Consider the following 14054-nt stretch of genomic DNA (forward strand, 5'->3'; position numbering starts at 1 on the left):
TCTGTATGGTAACAGAATGGTCTTTTTCCTCTGGGCAACTCTGTTGCAATAGGCGCAAAAGGTTTCTCTAGACCCACATGCTTACGGTTTGGTAGCATACTTATACATCAATTTGGAACGGGGTATGCGGCATGGAAGAGCAGTACAATAATCTAAAACAGGGGGAGCGAGGGGCCTGGCTTAGTATTATTGTGTATATTGTGTTATCAGCAGGTAAACTAGCGGTTGGCTACTGGACGAGTTCAGAGGCGCTGCTGGCCGATGGTTTAAATAATACGACAGATATTATGGCGTCCATTGCGGTACTGGTCGGACTTAGACTCTCGCAAAAGCCACCTGATCTGGATCATCCGTACGGGCACTGGCGAGCAGAAACGGTTGCGTCTATGATCGCTTCCTTTATCATGATGACAGTAGGGCTACAGGTACTGTATAAGGCAATCAGATCGCTTGCTAATTTCCAGGAAATTCAGGCGCCAGATATGACCGCGATGTGGGTGGCTCTTGTGTCTGCCGGGGTCATGTATGGCGTGTACCACTACAATCGCCGGCTCGGAGAGCGAATTCAGAGCCAGGCTGTTACAGCGGCAGCCCAGGATAACCTGTCTGACGCGTGGGTTAGCATTGGAGCAGCAGTTGGGATTGCGGGTGCGCAGTTTGGTCTGCCGTGGCTTGATCCGGTGGCGGCCTTTATTGTAGGATTGATGATCTGCCGAACGGCGTGGGGAATTTTTAGCGTGGCGTCACTTAGCCTGACTGATGGCTTTGATGAGGCAGAGCTGGACCGTCTTCGACAGACGATTGAAGAGATGCCGGAAGTGAAGGCACTGACGGATATTAAGGCCCGTGCCCATGGCAATCGTGTACTTGTGGATGTAGTGATCCAGGTCAACCCGCAGCTAACGGTTCTAGAGAGTCATCGGATTACGGAGGACATCGAGGAAAAAATGCACCGAGAGCATAACATTCTCAATGTACATGTTCATGTAGAACCGCTTTGACATAGAAATAGTAGTGTCTAGTTACGATGGTAAGAAAGAAGGGAGCGAGGGAAATGAACGTTTGTATGGCACATCGTGGCTGGTCGGGACGTGCACCGGAAAATACACGCAGTGCAATCCGGCTGGCTTTGGCAGAACCTCGTATTCACTCGATAGAATTTGATGTTCAACTGACGAAGGATGGCGTTCCGGTTGTGATTCATGATTTTGTCCTTGGTCGTACCGCAAACGGGAGCGGTCCGGTGGGCTCTTATACGTATGCGGAACTGCGGAAGTTGGATGCAGGCAGTTGGTTTGGTGCGGAATTCAAAGGCGAGCACATCCCTGCACTGGAAGAAATATTGCAAGAATCGCAGGGAAGAGGGCGGCTGAATATCGAATTGAAAACGGTTGGAAATCTATATCCTGGACTTGAAGAGAAGGTAGTAAAGCTTATTCATCAGTATGGCATGCAGCACGATGTGTATGTGACTTCTTTTGATCATGATGTGATTAAACGAGTACATGCGCTTGATTCGTCCATGAAAACCGGACTTATTTTTGAAGGGAAACCAGCGTTGGTGCGTGAACAGCTCTCGAAAGTCGGTGCATCTGTGCTTTCGATGTCGTACATGCATATGACGAAGGAATTTGTAGTTGAAATGATTGAATCTGGAATTCCGGTGGTCGCTTGGACTGTCGATGACCCGGAGGCTATTCAGCGCCTGATGGGATTTCATCCAGATATCCAGATTTGTACGAATTACCCAGACCGCATGATCGGCTTGATACGCTAATCAGCCGGATATGAATATTCTTATGTTTGTGTATCATGTTTATTTGTAATGTAAATATGATGAAAAAAAGGTGCCCCAAAGTAGGGAGGGCATCTTTTTTTATTGTATAAAATTCCTTTTATGTGGGATTTTAAAGGAGGTAAGCGATTTATTTTCCTGCACTAAAATATTTTGAATAATTGTACTTTATTTAATGGTAAATTTTTTTATTGATAAAAAATAAAATATTTACTATAGTATCTTTCTGTGTTTCCCCATCGTTAGGTAGCATCTATCGAATGCTAATGACTGATAATTCAATTTATACCGGAGGAATTTGTAGTGAAATCAGAAAGGTTACCTTTTTCAACCACTTTAATTGTCGGTTTAACTCTCTTTGCGCTATTTTTTGGAGCAGGAAATCTGATTTTTCCAGCGTCGCTTGGCCAGGTAGCGGGCACAAACTTTTGGCCTGCTGTTTCTGGTTTTTTAATAACAGGAGTAGGATTGCCTTTACTTGGGGTTGTTGCAATGGGGGTTTCCGGGAAAACAGACTTGCTTTCTGTCTCCAGTCGGGTTCATCCGTGGTTTGGTCTTGTTTTTACACTAGCGCTTTATTTAGCGATTGGTCCGCTATTTGCTTTGCCACGAACTGGAAGTGTATCGTATGAAATTGGCGTTACCCCATTTCTTTCAGCAAACGCCGGACATCTTCCGTTATTCATTTTTACGGTGGTATTCTTTTCGATTAGCTGCTTTTTCTCGCTAAACCCTAACCGAATTGTAGACATCGTTGGACGATTTTTGACTCCTTTAAAATTAGGCTTTATCTTGATTTTAGTGTTGGCTGGCTTGATTCATCCAATGGGACCCATACAGCCACCTGCAGATGAGTATGTATCGATCCCGTTTTTCAAGGGATTTCAAGAAGGCTATTTAACAATGGATACATTGGCTTCGTTTGTCTTTGGTATGTTGGTGATTAATTCCATTAAACAAAAAGGAGCAACGACCGCAAAATCTATTGCGGTTGCTTGTCTGAAATCTTCTGTGGTCGCGGCTCTTTTATTAATTTTTATTTACGGGTCTCTTACCTTTTTGGGAGCATCGAGTGTCTCTGTGTTAGGAAGATTGGATAATGGGGGACTAGTATTAGCACAAGCTGCAACTTATTACTTCCAATCATTAGGTGGCATATTACTTGGCCTGATGATTACGGTTGCGTGTTTGACTACGAGCATCGGCTTGACTAGTTCTTGTGCCTCTTTCTTCCATACGCTGCTGCCTGGAATTCCATATAAAGCACTCGCTGTTTTATTAAGCGTGTTTAGTGCTACGATGGCCAATATTGGGCTGACACAATTGATTTCTATTTCTGTTCCGATACTGACGGCGATTTATCCGATGGCAATCACGCTTATTTTTTTGATATTTCTACATCCTTTGTTTAAAGGGCGTTCAGAAGTTTATCAAGGTGCCATGCTTTGCACGGGATTGGTAAGTATTTTTGATGGATTAAAAGTAGCACATATCAACGTATCGGCCATTGATTCTCTCTTCAGCCATATGCTGCCGTTATATAGTCTGGGGCTGGGCTGGTTGTTACCAGGAATTGTTGGGGGGATTGTAGGCTTTGTCATTAGCTTGGTTAATGCATCAAAGCCGATACCGTCTCGATAAGTACACACGACAAACCCGCTGACCATGGTTGTGGATCAGCGGGTTTTTTGTATGCAGACAGATGCATAGTTATTTCACGGTTACGTTATAGTTGCGCATCCATGCATCAATCTGAATGAGATACGCAAAAAACTGCGGGACATTCATGAGCTGTCCGAACCATGGCATATGAACTTTCGTGAGATCTTGTTTAGCAAATTCACGAATTGTTGCCGCATTCACGAACGGGGTGAGTGGAGATGTTGTATCATCGAGAATCGCTAGCACGCGGTCACGTACAGTGGTCAGATAGGATGGGTTGTGTGTTTTTGGATAGGGGCTTTTGAGGCGGTAGAGAACATCATCGGGTAGAATACCTTTCAGTGCCTTTCGTAAAATGCCTTTTTCCCGCTCACCGTCTGTCTTCATCGCCCACGGTACATTCCACATGTATTCCACCAGACGATGGTCGCAGAACGGTACACGCACTTCGAGTCCGACGGCCATGCTCATGCGGTCCTTGCGATCAAGCAGTGTCGGCATCCAGCGTGTCAGGTTAAGATAGAACATTTCACGGATGCGTTTATCTAGCCCTTCCTCTCCGGCTAGGCGCGGCACTTCGTCGAGAGCTTCCTGATAGCGCATTTTTACATAGGCTTCCGGGTTGACCTCGGCAAGCAGGTCGTTAGAGAAGAAGCGGGTTTTGTCCGCGATATTGCGTGCCCACGGGAACACGGTGGCATTTAGTGCTTCTGTGCGGTGGAACCACGGGTAGCCACCGAATACTTCATCCGCACACTCGCCGGACAGTGCGACAGTCGCATGCTTTTTGATCTCCCGACAGAATAAATACAGGGAGCCGTCGATATCGGTCATGCCTGGGAGATCGCGGGCGTGCAGGGCGACATCGAGTGAATCGATTAAGTCCGGTGTGTCGAAATAAATGTTGTGGTGTATGGATTCGATGAATTCAGACACGCGCTTTGCCCATGGTGCGTCTGCATTCGGCTGGAATTCGTTCGGACGGAAGTGAACGTCATTGCCGACATAATCGACAGAGAACGTATGCAGCGCATCTTTTCCTTCTTCTTTGAATGCCTGTGCTGCAATGGCAGAGATCGCACTCGAATCGAGTCCACCTGACAGCAGCGTGCATACGGGTACATCTGCGATAAGTTGGCGGCGAATACTATCGCTAAGGAGTTCACGGATTTTTGTAATGGTTGTCTCCATATCATCTTCATGGGTGTGGCTGTCAAGCGTCCAGTAACGATTAGTCCGCATTCCGTGGCGTGTGTGTAACAAATACGAAGCTGGAAGTAATTCGAATACATTATGGAATACACCGCTACCAGGTGTTCTTGCAGGGCCCAGTGCGAAAATTTCAGACAGGCCCTCCTGGCGAATTTCCGGCTGTACAGCTGGATGTGCGAGAAGTGCCTTTAGTTCCGAGCCAAAAATAAAACTTGTGCCGCACTGTGTATAAAATAGCGGTTTTACACCGATCCGGTCGCGGGCCATAAACACGCTCTCCTCATTGTGCTTCCAGATCGCAAATGCATAAATTCCGTTCAGTTTCTCTACGCACTCAGGTCCCCATTCCATATAGGAGACGAGCAGTACTTCTGTATCTGATGTAGATGCAAAACAATGGCCGCGTGCGAGAAGCGCTCCTCGCAAATCTTCTGTATTGTATAACTCTCCGTTATAAACGATGGTATACGTTTCTTCGCCGTATGACCGGGTCATTGGCTGAACGCCGCCTTCCGGGTCCACTACAACGAGGCGGCGATGGGCAAATGCGGCATGGCGTGTTGTCCAGATGCCCTCGCTATCCGGGCCGCGCGGAATGAGCGATTGAGCCATGTTGCGCATGATTTCCGTTTCTCCGCTAATATCAGTCTGCCAGTCAATCCATCCTGCAATTCCGCACATGTAGTTAATCCCTCCACTCTTGAATCCCTAACTCATTAGCTACACTATGCCTAGCGGCTACTTATCGGTGCATGGCCTAAGAAAATAAGCGGGTAAAAGAGTAAGAACAATCGGTCTGGTCCACACTAGAAAAAGTGAACGAAATCTTACTACAAGGGAGGCAGTGACATGGCGGATAACAAGAACATCAAGCCAGGGCAGGTCGGGGATAAGCTGCCGCATCAGATCGATGCACCAGCGACAGAACAGCCGCGGGCTAAGCCGTTTGTGAACCAGTATGGAGTGGTCATCGGAGACAGTTTTTATGATTCAGCGAACTCACCGCTGAACAACTGGAGCAAAGACGTTGATCCGGCCATTATGGCAGGTGATCAGTGGGTGCATCCGACGAATGATATCGGCTGGAATACAGCGGAAAATCAGGCGTTATTAGAAGAAGGATTCGTACCGCAGAGCGGTATGTTCATGCACGCTACAAAAGATGTAAGCTATCGGAAAGACTAAAAAAGCGCAGCTGTCGGCATCAGCACTTTTTTCGTATTGGCGAGAAAGGCGTCTGTTGTGATATGATAAAGAGCAGAGTTTCAACAGGCCTGTCAGCAATACGGTAAGAAAGGAAGCACAGTATGACGACAGAATTTCGCGTATGCGATGAATGTAAAATGGTGAATGTGAAGACGCTTGTTCCCCGCCTGAAAGAGATCGAGCCGGATTGCACGATGGAGATCGGCTGTCAATCATACTGCGGAATTGGATTTAAGAAGCATTTCGCGGTAGTGAATGGTCGACACATTACAGCACCGACAGAGGATCAATTGGTGGAGAAAGTGAAGAAGCATCTGAAAAAATAGTGCGAACATAACAAACGCTCCCTGCGTATGAATCATGGGAGCGTTTTTTATTATTTTACTACGATGACATCGCAATGTGCATGCTGAGTAACACTCTGGCTGACACCGCCAAGCATGAAGCGGGCGTAATTGGATAGACCGCGTGAGCCAATCACAATAGCGTCTACTTCAAGTTCCTCTGCTGTATCGAGGATCAGATTTTTCGGATCGGCTGCTTTTACGACTTTATGAATGGAAATATTCCGGGATGTGAATACGTCGTCCAATTCATCCGCCTTGGCAACCCAGTATGCTCGCATTTCCTCATCACTAATGTCTTTAGCACCGATGATAAATGATGGAGAAGTTGGATACGCTGTTACAATGGTAACATGGGCCCCGAATGCAGAAGCTAATTCAGCAGCACGCTCGGCTGCCTTTTTTGCATGATCAGATCCGTCATAGGAAAGTAAAATATGGTGGTACATGGTCATTCCTCCAGTTGATGGGTTCTGTCTCTATTGTACCGATAAGTTCTGTAGCCGTCAAAACTGGCGGGAAAGGTTTTCTGACGATTAACGCCGAATGTTGTTAAGGATGCAGCGATATACAAAAGCAGTACAAATATATAGCAAAGAAGATATAGGATTATAGGAGGGGATGACGAACATGCTGGACAAAATTCTTGCAAGCATTGGAATTGGCGCAGCGCGGGTCGATGCACGCATCACGAGCGCAGGTGTACGTCAGGGAGACGAGTTAGTGGGAGAAGTACATGTTATTGGTGGTAGTGTAGAGCAGTCGATCTCGCAAATTTATATGTATTTATATACAGAATACAGCCGGGAAGTGGGAGGAACACAGTCCAGGCAAAAAGAAGTACTAGCCTCTTATCGCATTTCGGATTCGCTTGTAATACGTCCGAATGAGACTAGAATCATTCCGTTCCAGCTGCGTGTACCGCATCATGCACCTATTTCTTTCCGCACACAACAGGTGTATTTGAGTACAGGACTTGATATTGAGATGGCAATCGATCCAAAAGATAAAGACCTGATTACTGTACTGCCGGACCCGCTAATTGAGCAGATATTTGCTCAAGCGGAGGATCTGGGATTCCGTCATACATCTGAGAGCGGCTATTGCGAATATAAGAAACACATCCATCGCATGGTTCCGTTTGTGCAGGAATTTGAGCTTAGGCCGACTGATCGTTTTCGGGATGAGCTGGATGAGATTGAGTTGATATTTGATGTGTACTCGGAAGGTGTGGATGTCCTGCTGGAAGTGGACCGCAAAGCCAAAAACGCCCGTGGGCTGTTGCAAGATATGTTAGGGCTAGATGAACGGTATGTTCGGTTTACGATCAGCCGTACAAAGGGATTAGCGTCAGAGGAGTTAGCGAGGATGATCCAGCGCGGGCTTGATATGATCCCAAAATGATTTTTAAACTATAGTAAAGCAGGTGACGTAATTGACAGCATGGAAAATGGACAAACGGTGGCTGGAATACGAAGTAGAGAGGGAGATAGCAGGTTGGACGCTAGAGCGTGTTCTAAAGGAGAAGCTTGGCATATCAGGCCGGATGATTCAGCGCCTTACCCGGCAGAAGGGTGTTCACTTAAACCGCAAGCAGCCGTATTTGCAAAAAAAGGTGAAGAAGGGCGACGAGGTTAAAGTTCGAATTGCGGATGCGTTTGAGCCGACTCTTCCACCTGTGGCGATGGATATTCATGTGCTGTACGAAGATGACGCACTGCTCGTGGTGAATAAGCCTGCGGGCCTGGCGGTGCATCCGGTGAACGAGAAGCAGACACGCACACTCGCCCATGGTATCTCGCATTACTGGACAGAGAAGGGCCAGCCGCGAGCCGTGCGTCCTGTCCATCGGTTAGACAAGGAAACGAGCGGTGCGATTTTGATTGCGAAGAATGGATTCATCCAGCAGCTTCTTGATAAACAACTGCGTGAACATGCGATTCGTCGCACGTATCTTGCGCTGGTAAGCGGGCATCCGGCACAAGTGGGCGAGAGTGGTACATTCTCAGATCCAATTGCCAGGGACCCACATCATCCAACCCGTCGTTGTGTATCTACGAAGGGGGATGACGCCATTACCCATTATACCGTGCGGGAATTGTATGAACCGAAGCCTGATGTGCTGCCAGAAGGGGCCGCGCTGGTGGAGATAGAGCTTGAAACGGGGCGTACGCATCAAATTCGGGTGCATTTTAGCCATCACGGGTTTCCGATTCTTGGGGATACGCTCTATGGCGGTCCGGTTGTAGATGGATTTCGTCGTCAGGCGCTGCATGCGGTGAGCCTTACGTTTTCGCACCCATTAAGCGGTGAAGTGATTGAATGCATGGCACCTGCGCCGGATGATTTTGTGAAACTGCGCGACCAACTTTAATAAGGAGGGGTTGTGAATGATGGGACGATTACAGGAAGAGAAAGTTTTTAAAGATCCGGTCCACCGTTACGTGCATGTGCGGGATACACTGATCTGGGACTTAATTAATGCACGCGAATTTCAGCGCTTGCGCCGGATTCGTCAGCTTGGTACTTCGTATGTAACGTTCCATGGAGCGGAGCACAGCCGCTTCAACCACAGCCTTGGCGTATATGAGATTATGCGGCGCATTCTGTCTAACTTTAGCCGCCGCAGTAATTTTATGATAACAGAGGAAGAACGGTTGTTATGCCTCAGTGCAGCGCTTTTGCATGACATTGGGCATGGACCGTTCTCCCATTCATTTGAGAAAGTATTCCATACTGATCATGAAGAATGGACACAGCGTATTCTGACAGGGGATACACAGGTAAATACAGTGCTTCGGCAGGTGTCCGATGATTTTCCGGCGAAAGTGGCACAGATGATCGGCAAGACGTATCCGAATAAGCTGTTAGTGAGTTTGATTTCGAGCCAGATTGATGCAGATCGGATGGATTATTTGCTGCGAGACGCTTATTATACGGGCACAAGTTATGGTTCGTTTGATTTGGAGCGTATCTTGCGGGTGCTTAAGCCGTATGAAGATAAAGTTGTCATTAAGCATACGGGGATGCATGCAGTAGAAGACTATATCGCGGCACGGTATCAGATGTATTGGCAGGTGTATTTTCACCGGGTAACGCGCAGTGCAGAAGTCATTTTGCGTAATATTTTCGCCCGTGTACGGCACTTGCATGAGAGTGAGTATTCGTTCGTACATAATCCGAAGCGGTTCATGCCGCTGTTTAACGATACGATGACACTTGAGGAATACATCACGCTTGATGAAGCGACTGTGATGTACTACATGAGTGAGTGGAGTGAGGAGTCAGACGAAGTATTGCGCGATTTGTGCCGCCGATTTATGGAGCGGCGCTTGTTCAAATACGTGGAGCACGATGAGAATGCGGATAATCCGCAGGAGATGCAAGAATTAAAGGATTTGTTTGCGGAGATTGGAATTGATCCTGATTACTACCTGGGAGTGGATTCCCCGTCTGATTTACCGTATGATGTTTATCGAAGCGGGGAAGAGGGGGAGCGGATGCCAATCTATCTTTTGATGCCGGATGGCCATTTGGAAGAATTGTCCCGCTGTTCAGTCATTGTGGAGGCGATTTCCGGTAAGCGGAGATACGACCACAAATTGTACTTTCCGCTTGATTTTCTGGAAGACGGGACGCGTAATCCAGCTGTTGTGCAGGAGATTAAGCGTCGTCTACGTATATAAGCGCTAGTAGAGAAAGGGGTACGGAAGTATGGATATGTTCAAGAAAAACCAGGGTGGCTTTAATATTATTAGCAACAAAAATCAGGTTCACGGCGGCTATGGCGCGGGCATGATCGACTTAAGTAGTGTATCTTCGATTATTTTGAGTGAAGAGGAAGCGGTTATTGACGTAGGCGCACTGCACGCGAAAAGTGCAGTGGAAAAAGGCGTTAAGTTTTCCATGAATAAAGAAGATGTTCCGAATGGTAAGAAGTACTGGCTCGTATGGGTGGCAGTAGATACTGGAGAAGCAGGCTCTTACTATGCGGGTGTTACGGCATGCGAAATGCTGATTGACCGTGAAGCACGTCGAGGTTGGAAAATCCTCGCTGACCACGTAAACAAGATGGATTATGCGATGAAGCGCCGCTACATTCTTGATGGTCTGAGCGAGAAAGAAAAAGAAAATCTACGTACTTTGCTGTCGACTCACAATCCAGACATGTGGGAACGTTCGCCGCAAGAACTGAAAGATATGCTTGTGTGATTTCATAAAAAAGATCCGCCCTGTTTCATACAGAGGCGGATTTTTTACTTACTGTAACACTACCAGAACTTCCATTTCTCCCAGAACGATTTCTTTTCTTCCTCAGGAAATGGCTTCACAGGCACAGGCTCTGGTGCATATTCGGTTGGGGCTGTTCCTGGCACGAAGTACATCAACTCTTGCGTTTTGGAGTTAGGCCCGGCGAGCTTGCCGCTGATAGGGTCGATGTAGGCAGGCACCACTCCTTCCGGAACCGGGAAAGTAGCCGGCGGCGTAGAGGTGAGTGCACTTTCCATAAAAGCGGCCCAGATGGGCGCAGCGAGACGTGCATCTGCGACTTCATCCAGCTTGCGGTTGTCGTCATAGCCGACCCAGACAGCCGTCGCCAACTGTGGCGTAAATCCAGCAAGCCAGGCATCGTAATCAGTCGTTCCGGTTTTACCCGCCACTGGTCGGTGAAGCTGCCCGCTTACCCGGTTTGCCGTTCCGCCTGGTGCGAACACTTTTTCCATCAGATGGGTCAGAATAAAGGCGTTTTCTTTGCTGACAACTTGCTGTGCTTGCGGCTCAGTCTCGACTAACACGTTGCCTGCCCGATCTTCAATACGTGTGATCGCAAGCGGCTCTGTTTTTTGCCCTTGATCAGCGATGGTAGCGAATGCGCGTGTCAGCTCAAGCGGCATGACCGGTGCGCTGCCGAGCGCAAGAGACGGAATAGGCCTAAATGGAGAGTCAATGCCGAGACGCTTGGCGGTACTAACCATTTTGTCTGGCCCGATCGTCAAATGAGTCTGCACGGCATAGATGTTATCCGAGCGGGCAATTGCTTGTCCCATGTTAATGTAGTTGTTTGCATATTGATCACCAAAATTATGTGGCGTGTACGTTTCATTATGATTTCCAAATGTAAAGACAGTTGGTTCGCTCTTAATCTGGGTGAGTGGTGTATAGCCGTTTTCAAGGGCCGCCATGTATAGTACTGGCTTGATGGATGAACCTGGCTGGCGGAGTGCAAGCGCTCGGTTATACTGACTCTTCGTATAATCACGTCCGCCAACCATCGTCCGAATGTAGCCGGTTTGTGGTTCAATGGCGACCAGCGCAGTCTGGAGCGGGCGGTCTTTCGGCATGTATTTTTTAACTGCTTCCTCCGCTTTTTGCTGCATGTGCGGATCGAGGGTGGTGTAGATTTTCAAGCCGCCATGCTCTACAAGGTCTTCTTCGATACCATACTTTTCTTTGGCTAGCTTGATGACATAATCACGAAAATACGGTGCGATGGTTTGGTTTTTGGCAGCGGCAGGGCTAGCGAACGTAAGCTTCTCTGCGTATGCGGCATCAGCCTGAGTGCGTGTCAGGTAGCCTTCTGCTACCATGGCATTTAACACGATGCGTTGACGGTTTTTGGCAGCTTGCTCGTCGCGGAATGGTGAGAAAAATTTTGGCCCTTTTGGCAGTCCGGCGAGCATGCTGGCTTCTGCAAGATCAAGGTCGGCTGCATTTTTGCCGAAGTATGTTTTTGCTGCTGCCTGAATGCCATATGCGGCATGTCCATAATAGATTTGATTCAAATATAATTCCAGTAGCTGTGGTTTCGTGTAATTCAATTCAAGCTGAATGGTTAGCAGTGCTTCCTTGTATTTGCGTGACCATGTTTTATCGTGGCTCAAGTACAGATTACGGGCGAGCTGCATGGTGATCGTGCTCGCTCCTTCCGCTTTGGACAACGTTCGGATGTCGTTGAAGGCAGCGCCTGCAATACGCGTCATATCAAAGCCAGGATGTTCGTAAAACTTCCGGTCTTCAATTGCAATCGAAGCATTTTGCACATGCTTCGGAATTTTGTCCAGTGGTAGAAAGACGCGATTTTCCCCTTTATAAAGTGTGGCAATCACAGAGCTGTCAGCCCCATAAATGGTAGTGGTCTCGTTCAGATCGGTCTGCGGCAGCGGCTGCGAGCGCAAATACAGCAGGAACAATCCGGCACATATCGCAAACAGGACGGATGCAATCGCTAAGTAGCGAATGGTTCGTCCGGCAATACGAAGCCAGCGAACGAGCGGATCTTCCCGTTTGATTTCCATGAATAGGGACCTCCTGTAGTCATTGATACTTCTAGTATGGGGGAATCTAGTAAATTCTATACTTTTCGCGTAGGTTCGCAAGATTAATATGCTCGGTGATGAAAAAAGGAGCAAGCCCATCGTTTAGGGCTGCTCCTTTGCGAATAAAACTGTGAAACGTTACCTCGTGGCCCGTACTTTTTCGATAATACGTGCCTCGATCTGTGTGTTTAATTCATCCACACGCTTCCCGATTAAAAATACGTCCACAATGACCCAGATGCCAATGGGAATCATGAATAAAAATAAACTAACAATCCACACAACAATCATTCCGATACCAAGTCCGGTATCTCCTGTGTAGAAGCGATGCGCACCCCAGCAGCCGACAAACAACCATAATAAGTACACAATCGTTTTTGATTTTTTCTGTTTATCGAACTCACTGCTAATCAGAAGCTGTTCTTCTGTGGTGAGACCCTGGCGTGCAGAGAAATTATCCATCTTCGCTCCCCCTTTAGATAAATGCCCTGTGTACTAAGTAATGTATGAGCAGTGCAGCTTGTCCCATGAATCTTTATCAAAAATTTACGGAGAAAAATAGTCATTGAGGGTAAGATAATGAAAGAGTGCTTGATTTTTGGTACAGGTCCTATATAATGTAGCTTGTTTTACTATTGGGCATCCTTCATCTAAAGGAGGACACGAAAGGAGACGGATAAAGAATGGCTGGTTTGTGGTTTACGGAGAAACAAACAGAAAATTTCGGGATTACAATTAAGGTTAATAAAACTTTACATACAGAACAGACAGAATTCCAGAAGCTCGATATGGTCGAGACAGAGGAATTCGGCAACATGCTGCTTCTCGATGGTATGGTTATGACATCACAGGTGGATGAATTCGTCTATCATGAGATGGTAGCGCATCCAGCTCTTAATACGCATCCGAACCCAGAGCATGTACTGGTAGTTGGCGGTGGCGATGGCGGCGTAATCCGCGAAATCATGAAGCATGAAAAAGTAAAAAAAGCAACGCTTGTTGAAATCGATGGCAAAGTAATCGAATACTCTAAGCAGTATCTGCCGAGCATTGCAGGCGAGCTGGATAATCCACGTGTGGAAGTAATCGTGGGCGATGGCTTCATGCACATTGTAAAAAGCAAAAATCAGTACGATGTGATCATGGTTGACTCTACTGAACCAGTAGGACCAGCTGCTCCGCTGTTCGAGCGTGGTTTCTATCAAGGCATCTATGAAGCGCTGAAAGAAGATGGCATGTTCGTGGCACAAACAGACAACCCGTGGTTTAAGTCTGACTTGATCCGCAAAGTAAGCAAAGACATTAAAGAAATCTTCCCGATCACACGTGCATACGTGGCGAACATCCCAACGTATCCAAGCGGCATGTGGATGTTCCAAATGGGTTCGAAAAAATACGATCCGCTTGAAGTGGATGCAGCAAGCATTCCAGAACGCGAAACAAAATACTACACACCACGCCTGCACGGTGCAGCGTTTGTTCTTCCGAAATTCGTGGAAGACATGGTGAAATAGGAGG

At 47.3% G+C, this 14054-nt stretch carries 14 protein-coding genes; 10 read left to right on the top strand and 4 right to left on the bottom strand.

Annotated features, from left to right (window positions below):
- The first annotated feature begins 131 nt into the window (after window positions 1-131).
- From PO771_RS00840 to brnQ, 3 genes are all read left to right on the top strand, one after another.
- Window positions 132-1001, top strand: a complete 870-nt coding sequence (locus PO771_RS00840; protein ID WP_272561431.1) for a cation diffusion facilitator family transporter — start codon at window positions 132-134, stop codon at window positions 999-1001.
- Between the two features lie 53 nt (window positions 1002-1054).
- On the top strand, window positions 1055-1777 hold the full coding sequence (locus PO771_RS00845; protein ID WP_272561432.1) for a glycerophosphodiester phosphodiesterase: 723 nt from the start codon (window positions 1055-1057) through the stop codon (window positions 1775-1777).
- A 321-nt stretch (window positions 1778-2098) separates the two neighbouring features.
- The gene (gene brnQ / locus PO771_RS00850; RefSeq protein WP_272561433.1) at window positions 2099-3436 is read left to right on the top strand and encodes a branched-chain amino acid transport system II carrier protein; all 1338 of its coding nucleotides are present in this window, start codon (window positions 2099-2101) and stop codon (window positions 3434-3436) included.
- A gap of 69 nt (window positions 3437-3505) precedes the next feature.
- On the opposite strand, the gene asnB is transcribed toward brnQ, so the two are convergent.
- Window positions 3506-5350, bottom strand: a complete 1845-nt coding sequence (gene asnB / locus PO771_RS00855; RefSeq protein WP_272561434.1) for an asparagine synthase (glutamine-hydrolyzing) — start codon at window positions 5348-5350, stop codon at window positions 3506-3508.
- A 168-nt stretch (window positions 5351-5518) separates the two neighbouring features.
- On the opposite strand from asnB, the gene PO771_RS00860 reads away from it, so the two are divergent.
- Window positions 5519-5854 (top strand): DUF3905 domain-containing protein, encoded by a 336-nt coding sequence (locus PO771_RS00860; RefSeq protein ID WP_272561435.1) that lies wholly within the window; start codon window positions 5519-5521, stop codon window positions 5852-5854.
- Window positions 5855-5976: 122 nt separating this feature from the next.
- Complete coding sequence (locus tag PO771_RS00865) at window positions 5977-6201, top strand: YuzB family protein (RefSeq protein WP_272561436.1); 225 nt, start codon at window positions 5977-5979, stop codon at window positions 6199-6201.
- A gap of 50 nt (window positions 6202-6251) precedes the next feature.
- On the opposite strand, the gene PO771_RS00870 is transcribed toward PO771_RS00865, so the two are convergent.
- On the bottom strand, window positions 6252-6668 hold the full coding sequence (locus tag PO771_RS00870; protein ID WP_272561437.1) for a universal stress protein: 417 nt from the start codon (window positions 6666-6668) through the stop codon (window positions 6252-6254).
- Between the two features lie 181 nt (window positions 6669-6849).
- On the opposite strand from PO771_RS00870, the gene PO771_RS00875 reads away from it, so the two are divergent.
- The 4 genes from PO771_RS00875 to PO771_RS00890 are packed head-to-tail and all read left to right on the top strand — an operon-like array spanning window position 6850 to window position 10431.
- Complete coding sequence (locus PO771_RS00875) at window positions 6850-7623, top strand: sporulation protein (RefSeq protein ID WP_272561438.1); 774 nt, start codon at window positions 6850-6852, stop codon at window positions 7621-7623.
- Between the two features lie 31 nt (window positions 7624-7654).
- The gene (locus PO771_RS00880) at window positions 7655-8593 is read left to right on the top strand and encodes an RluA family pseudouridine synthase (protein WP_272561439.1); all 939 of its coding nucleotides are present in this window, start codon (window positions 7655-7657) and stop codon (window positions 8591-8593) included.
- A 16-nt stretch (window positions 8594-8609) separates the two neighbouring features.
- Window positions 8610-9905 carry an HD domain-containing protein gene (locus PO771_RS00885; RefSeq protein ID WP_272561440.1) on the top strand — a complete coding sequence of 432 codons (1296 nt, stop codon included), beginning with the start codon at window positions 8610-8612 and terminating at the stop codon, window positions 9903-9905.
- A gap of 28 nt (window positions 9906-9933) precedes the next feature.
- Window positions 9934-10431, top strand: coding sequence for a YwhD family protein (locus PO771_RS00890; RefSeq protein ID WP_272561441.1), 498 nt, complete (start codon window positions 9934-9936; stop codon window positions 10429-10431).
- A gap of 59 nt (window positions 10432-10490) precedes the next feature.
- On the opposite strand, the gene PO771_RS00895 is transcribed toward PO771_RS00890, so the two are convergent.
- Together PO771_RS00895 and PO771_RS00900 are read right to left on the bottom strand one after the other, a co-directional pair.
- Entirely contained in the window at window positions 10491-12515 is a 2025-nt protein-coding gene (locus tag PO771_RS00895; RefSeq protein WP_272561442.1) for a transglycosylase domain-containing protein, read from the bottom strand.
- Window positions 12516-12674: 159 nt separating this feature from the next.
- A complete protein-coding gene (locus PO771_RS00900) occupies window positions 12675-12998 on the bottom strand; it encodes a TM2 domain-containing protein (RefSeq protein ID WP_272561443.1) in 324 nt (107 codons plus the stop codon).
- A 221-nt stretch (window positions 12999-13219) separates the two neighbouring features.
- On the opposite strand from PO771_RS00900, the gene speE reads away from it, so the two are divergent.
- The gene (speE, locus tag PO771_RS00905) at window positions 13220-14050 is read left to right on the top strand and encodes a polyamine aminopropyltransferase (protein ID WP_272561444.1); all 831 of its coding nucleotides are present in this window, start codon (window positions 13220-13222) and stop codon (window positions 14048-14050) included.
- Window positions 14051-14054: the final 4 nt, after the last annotated feature.

The organism is Aneurinibacillus uraniidurans (assembly GCF_028471905.1).
Lineage (GTDB): Bacteria > Bacillota > Bacilli > Aneurinibacillales > Aneurinibacillaceae > Aneurinibacillus > Aneurinibacillus uraniidurans.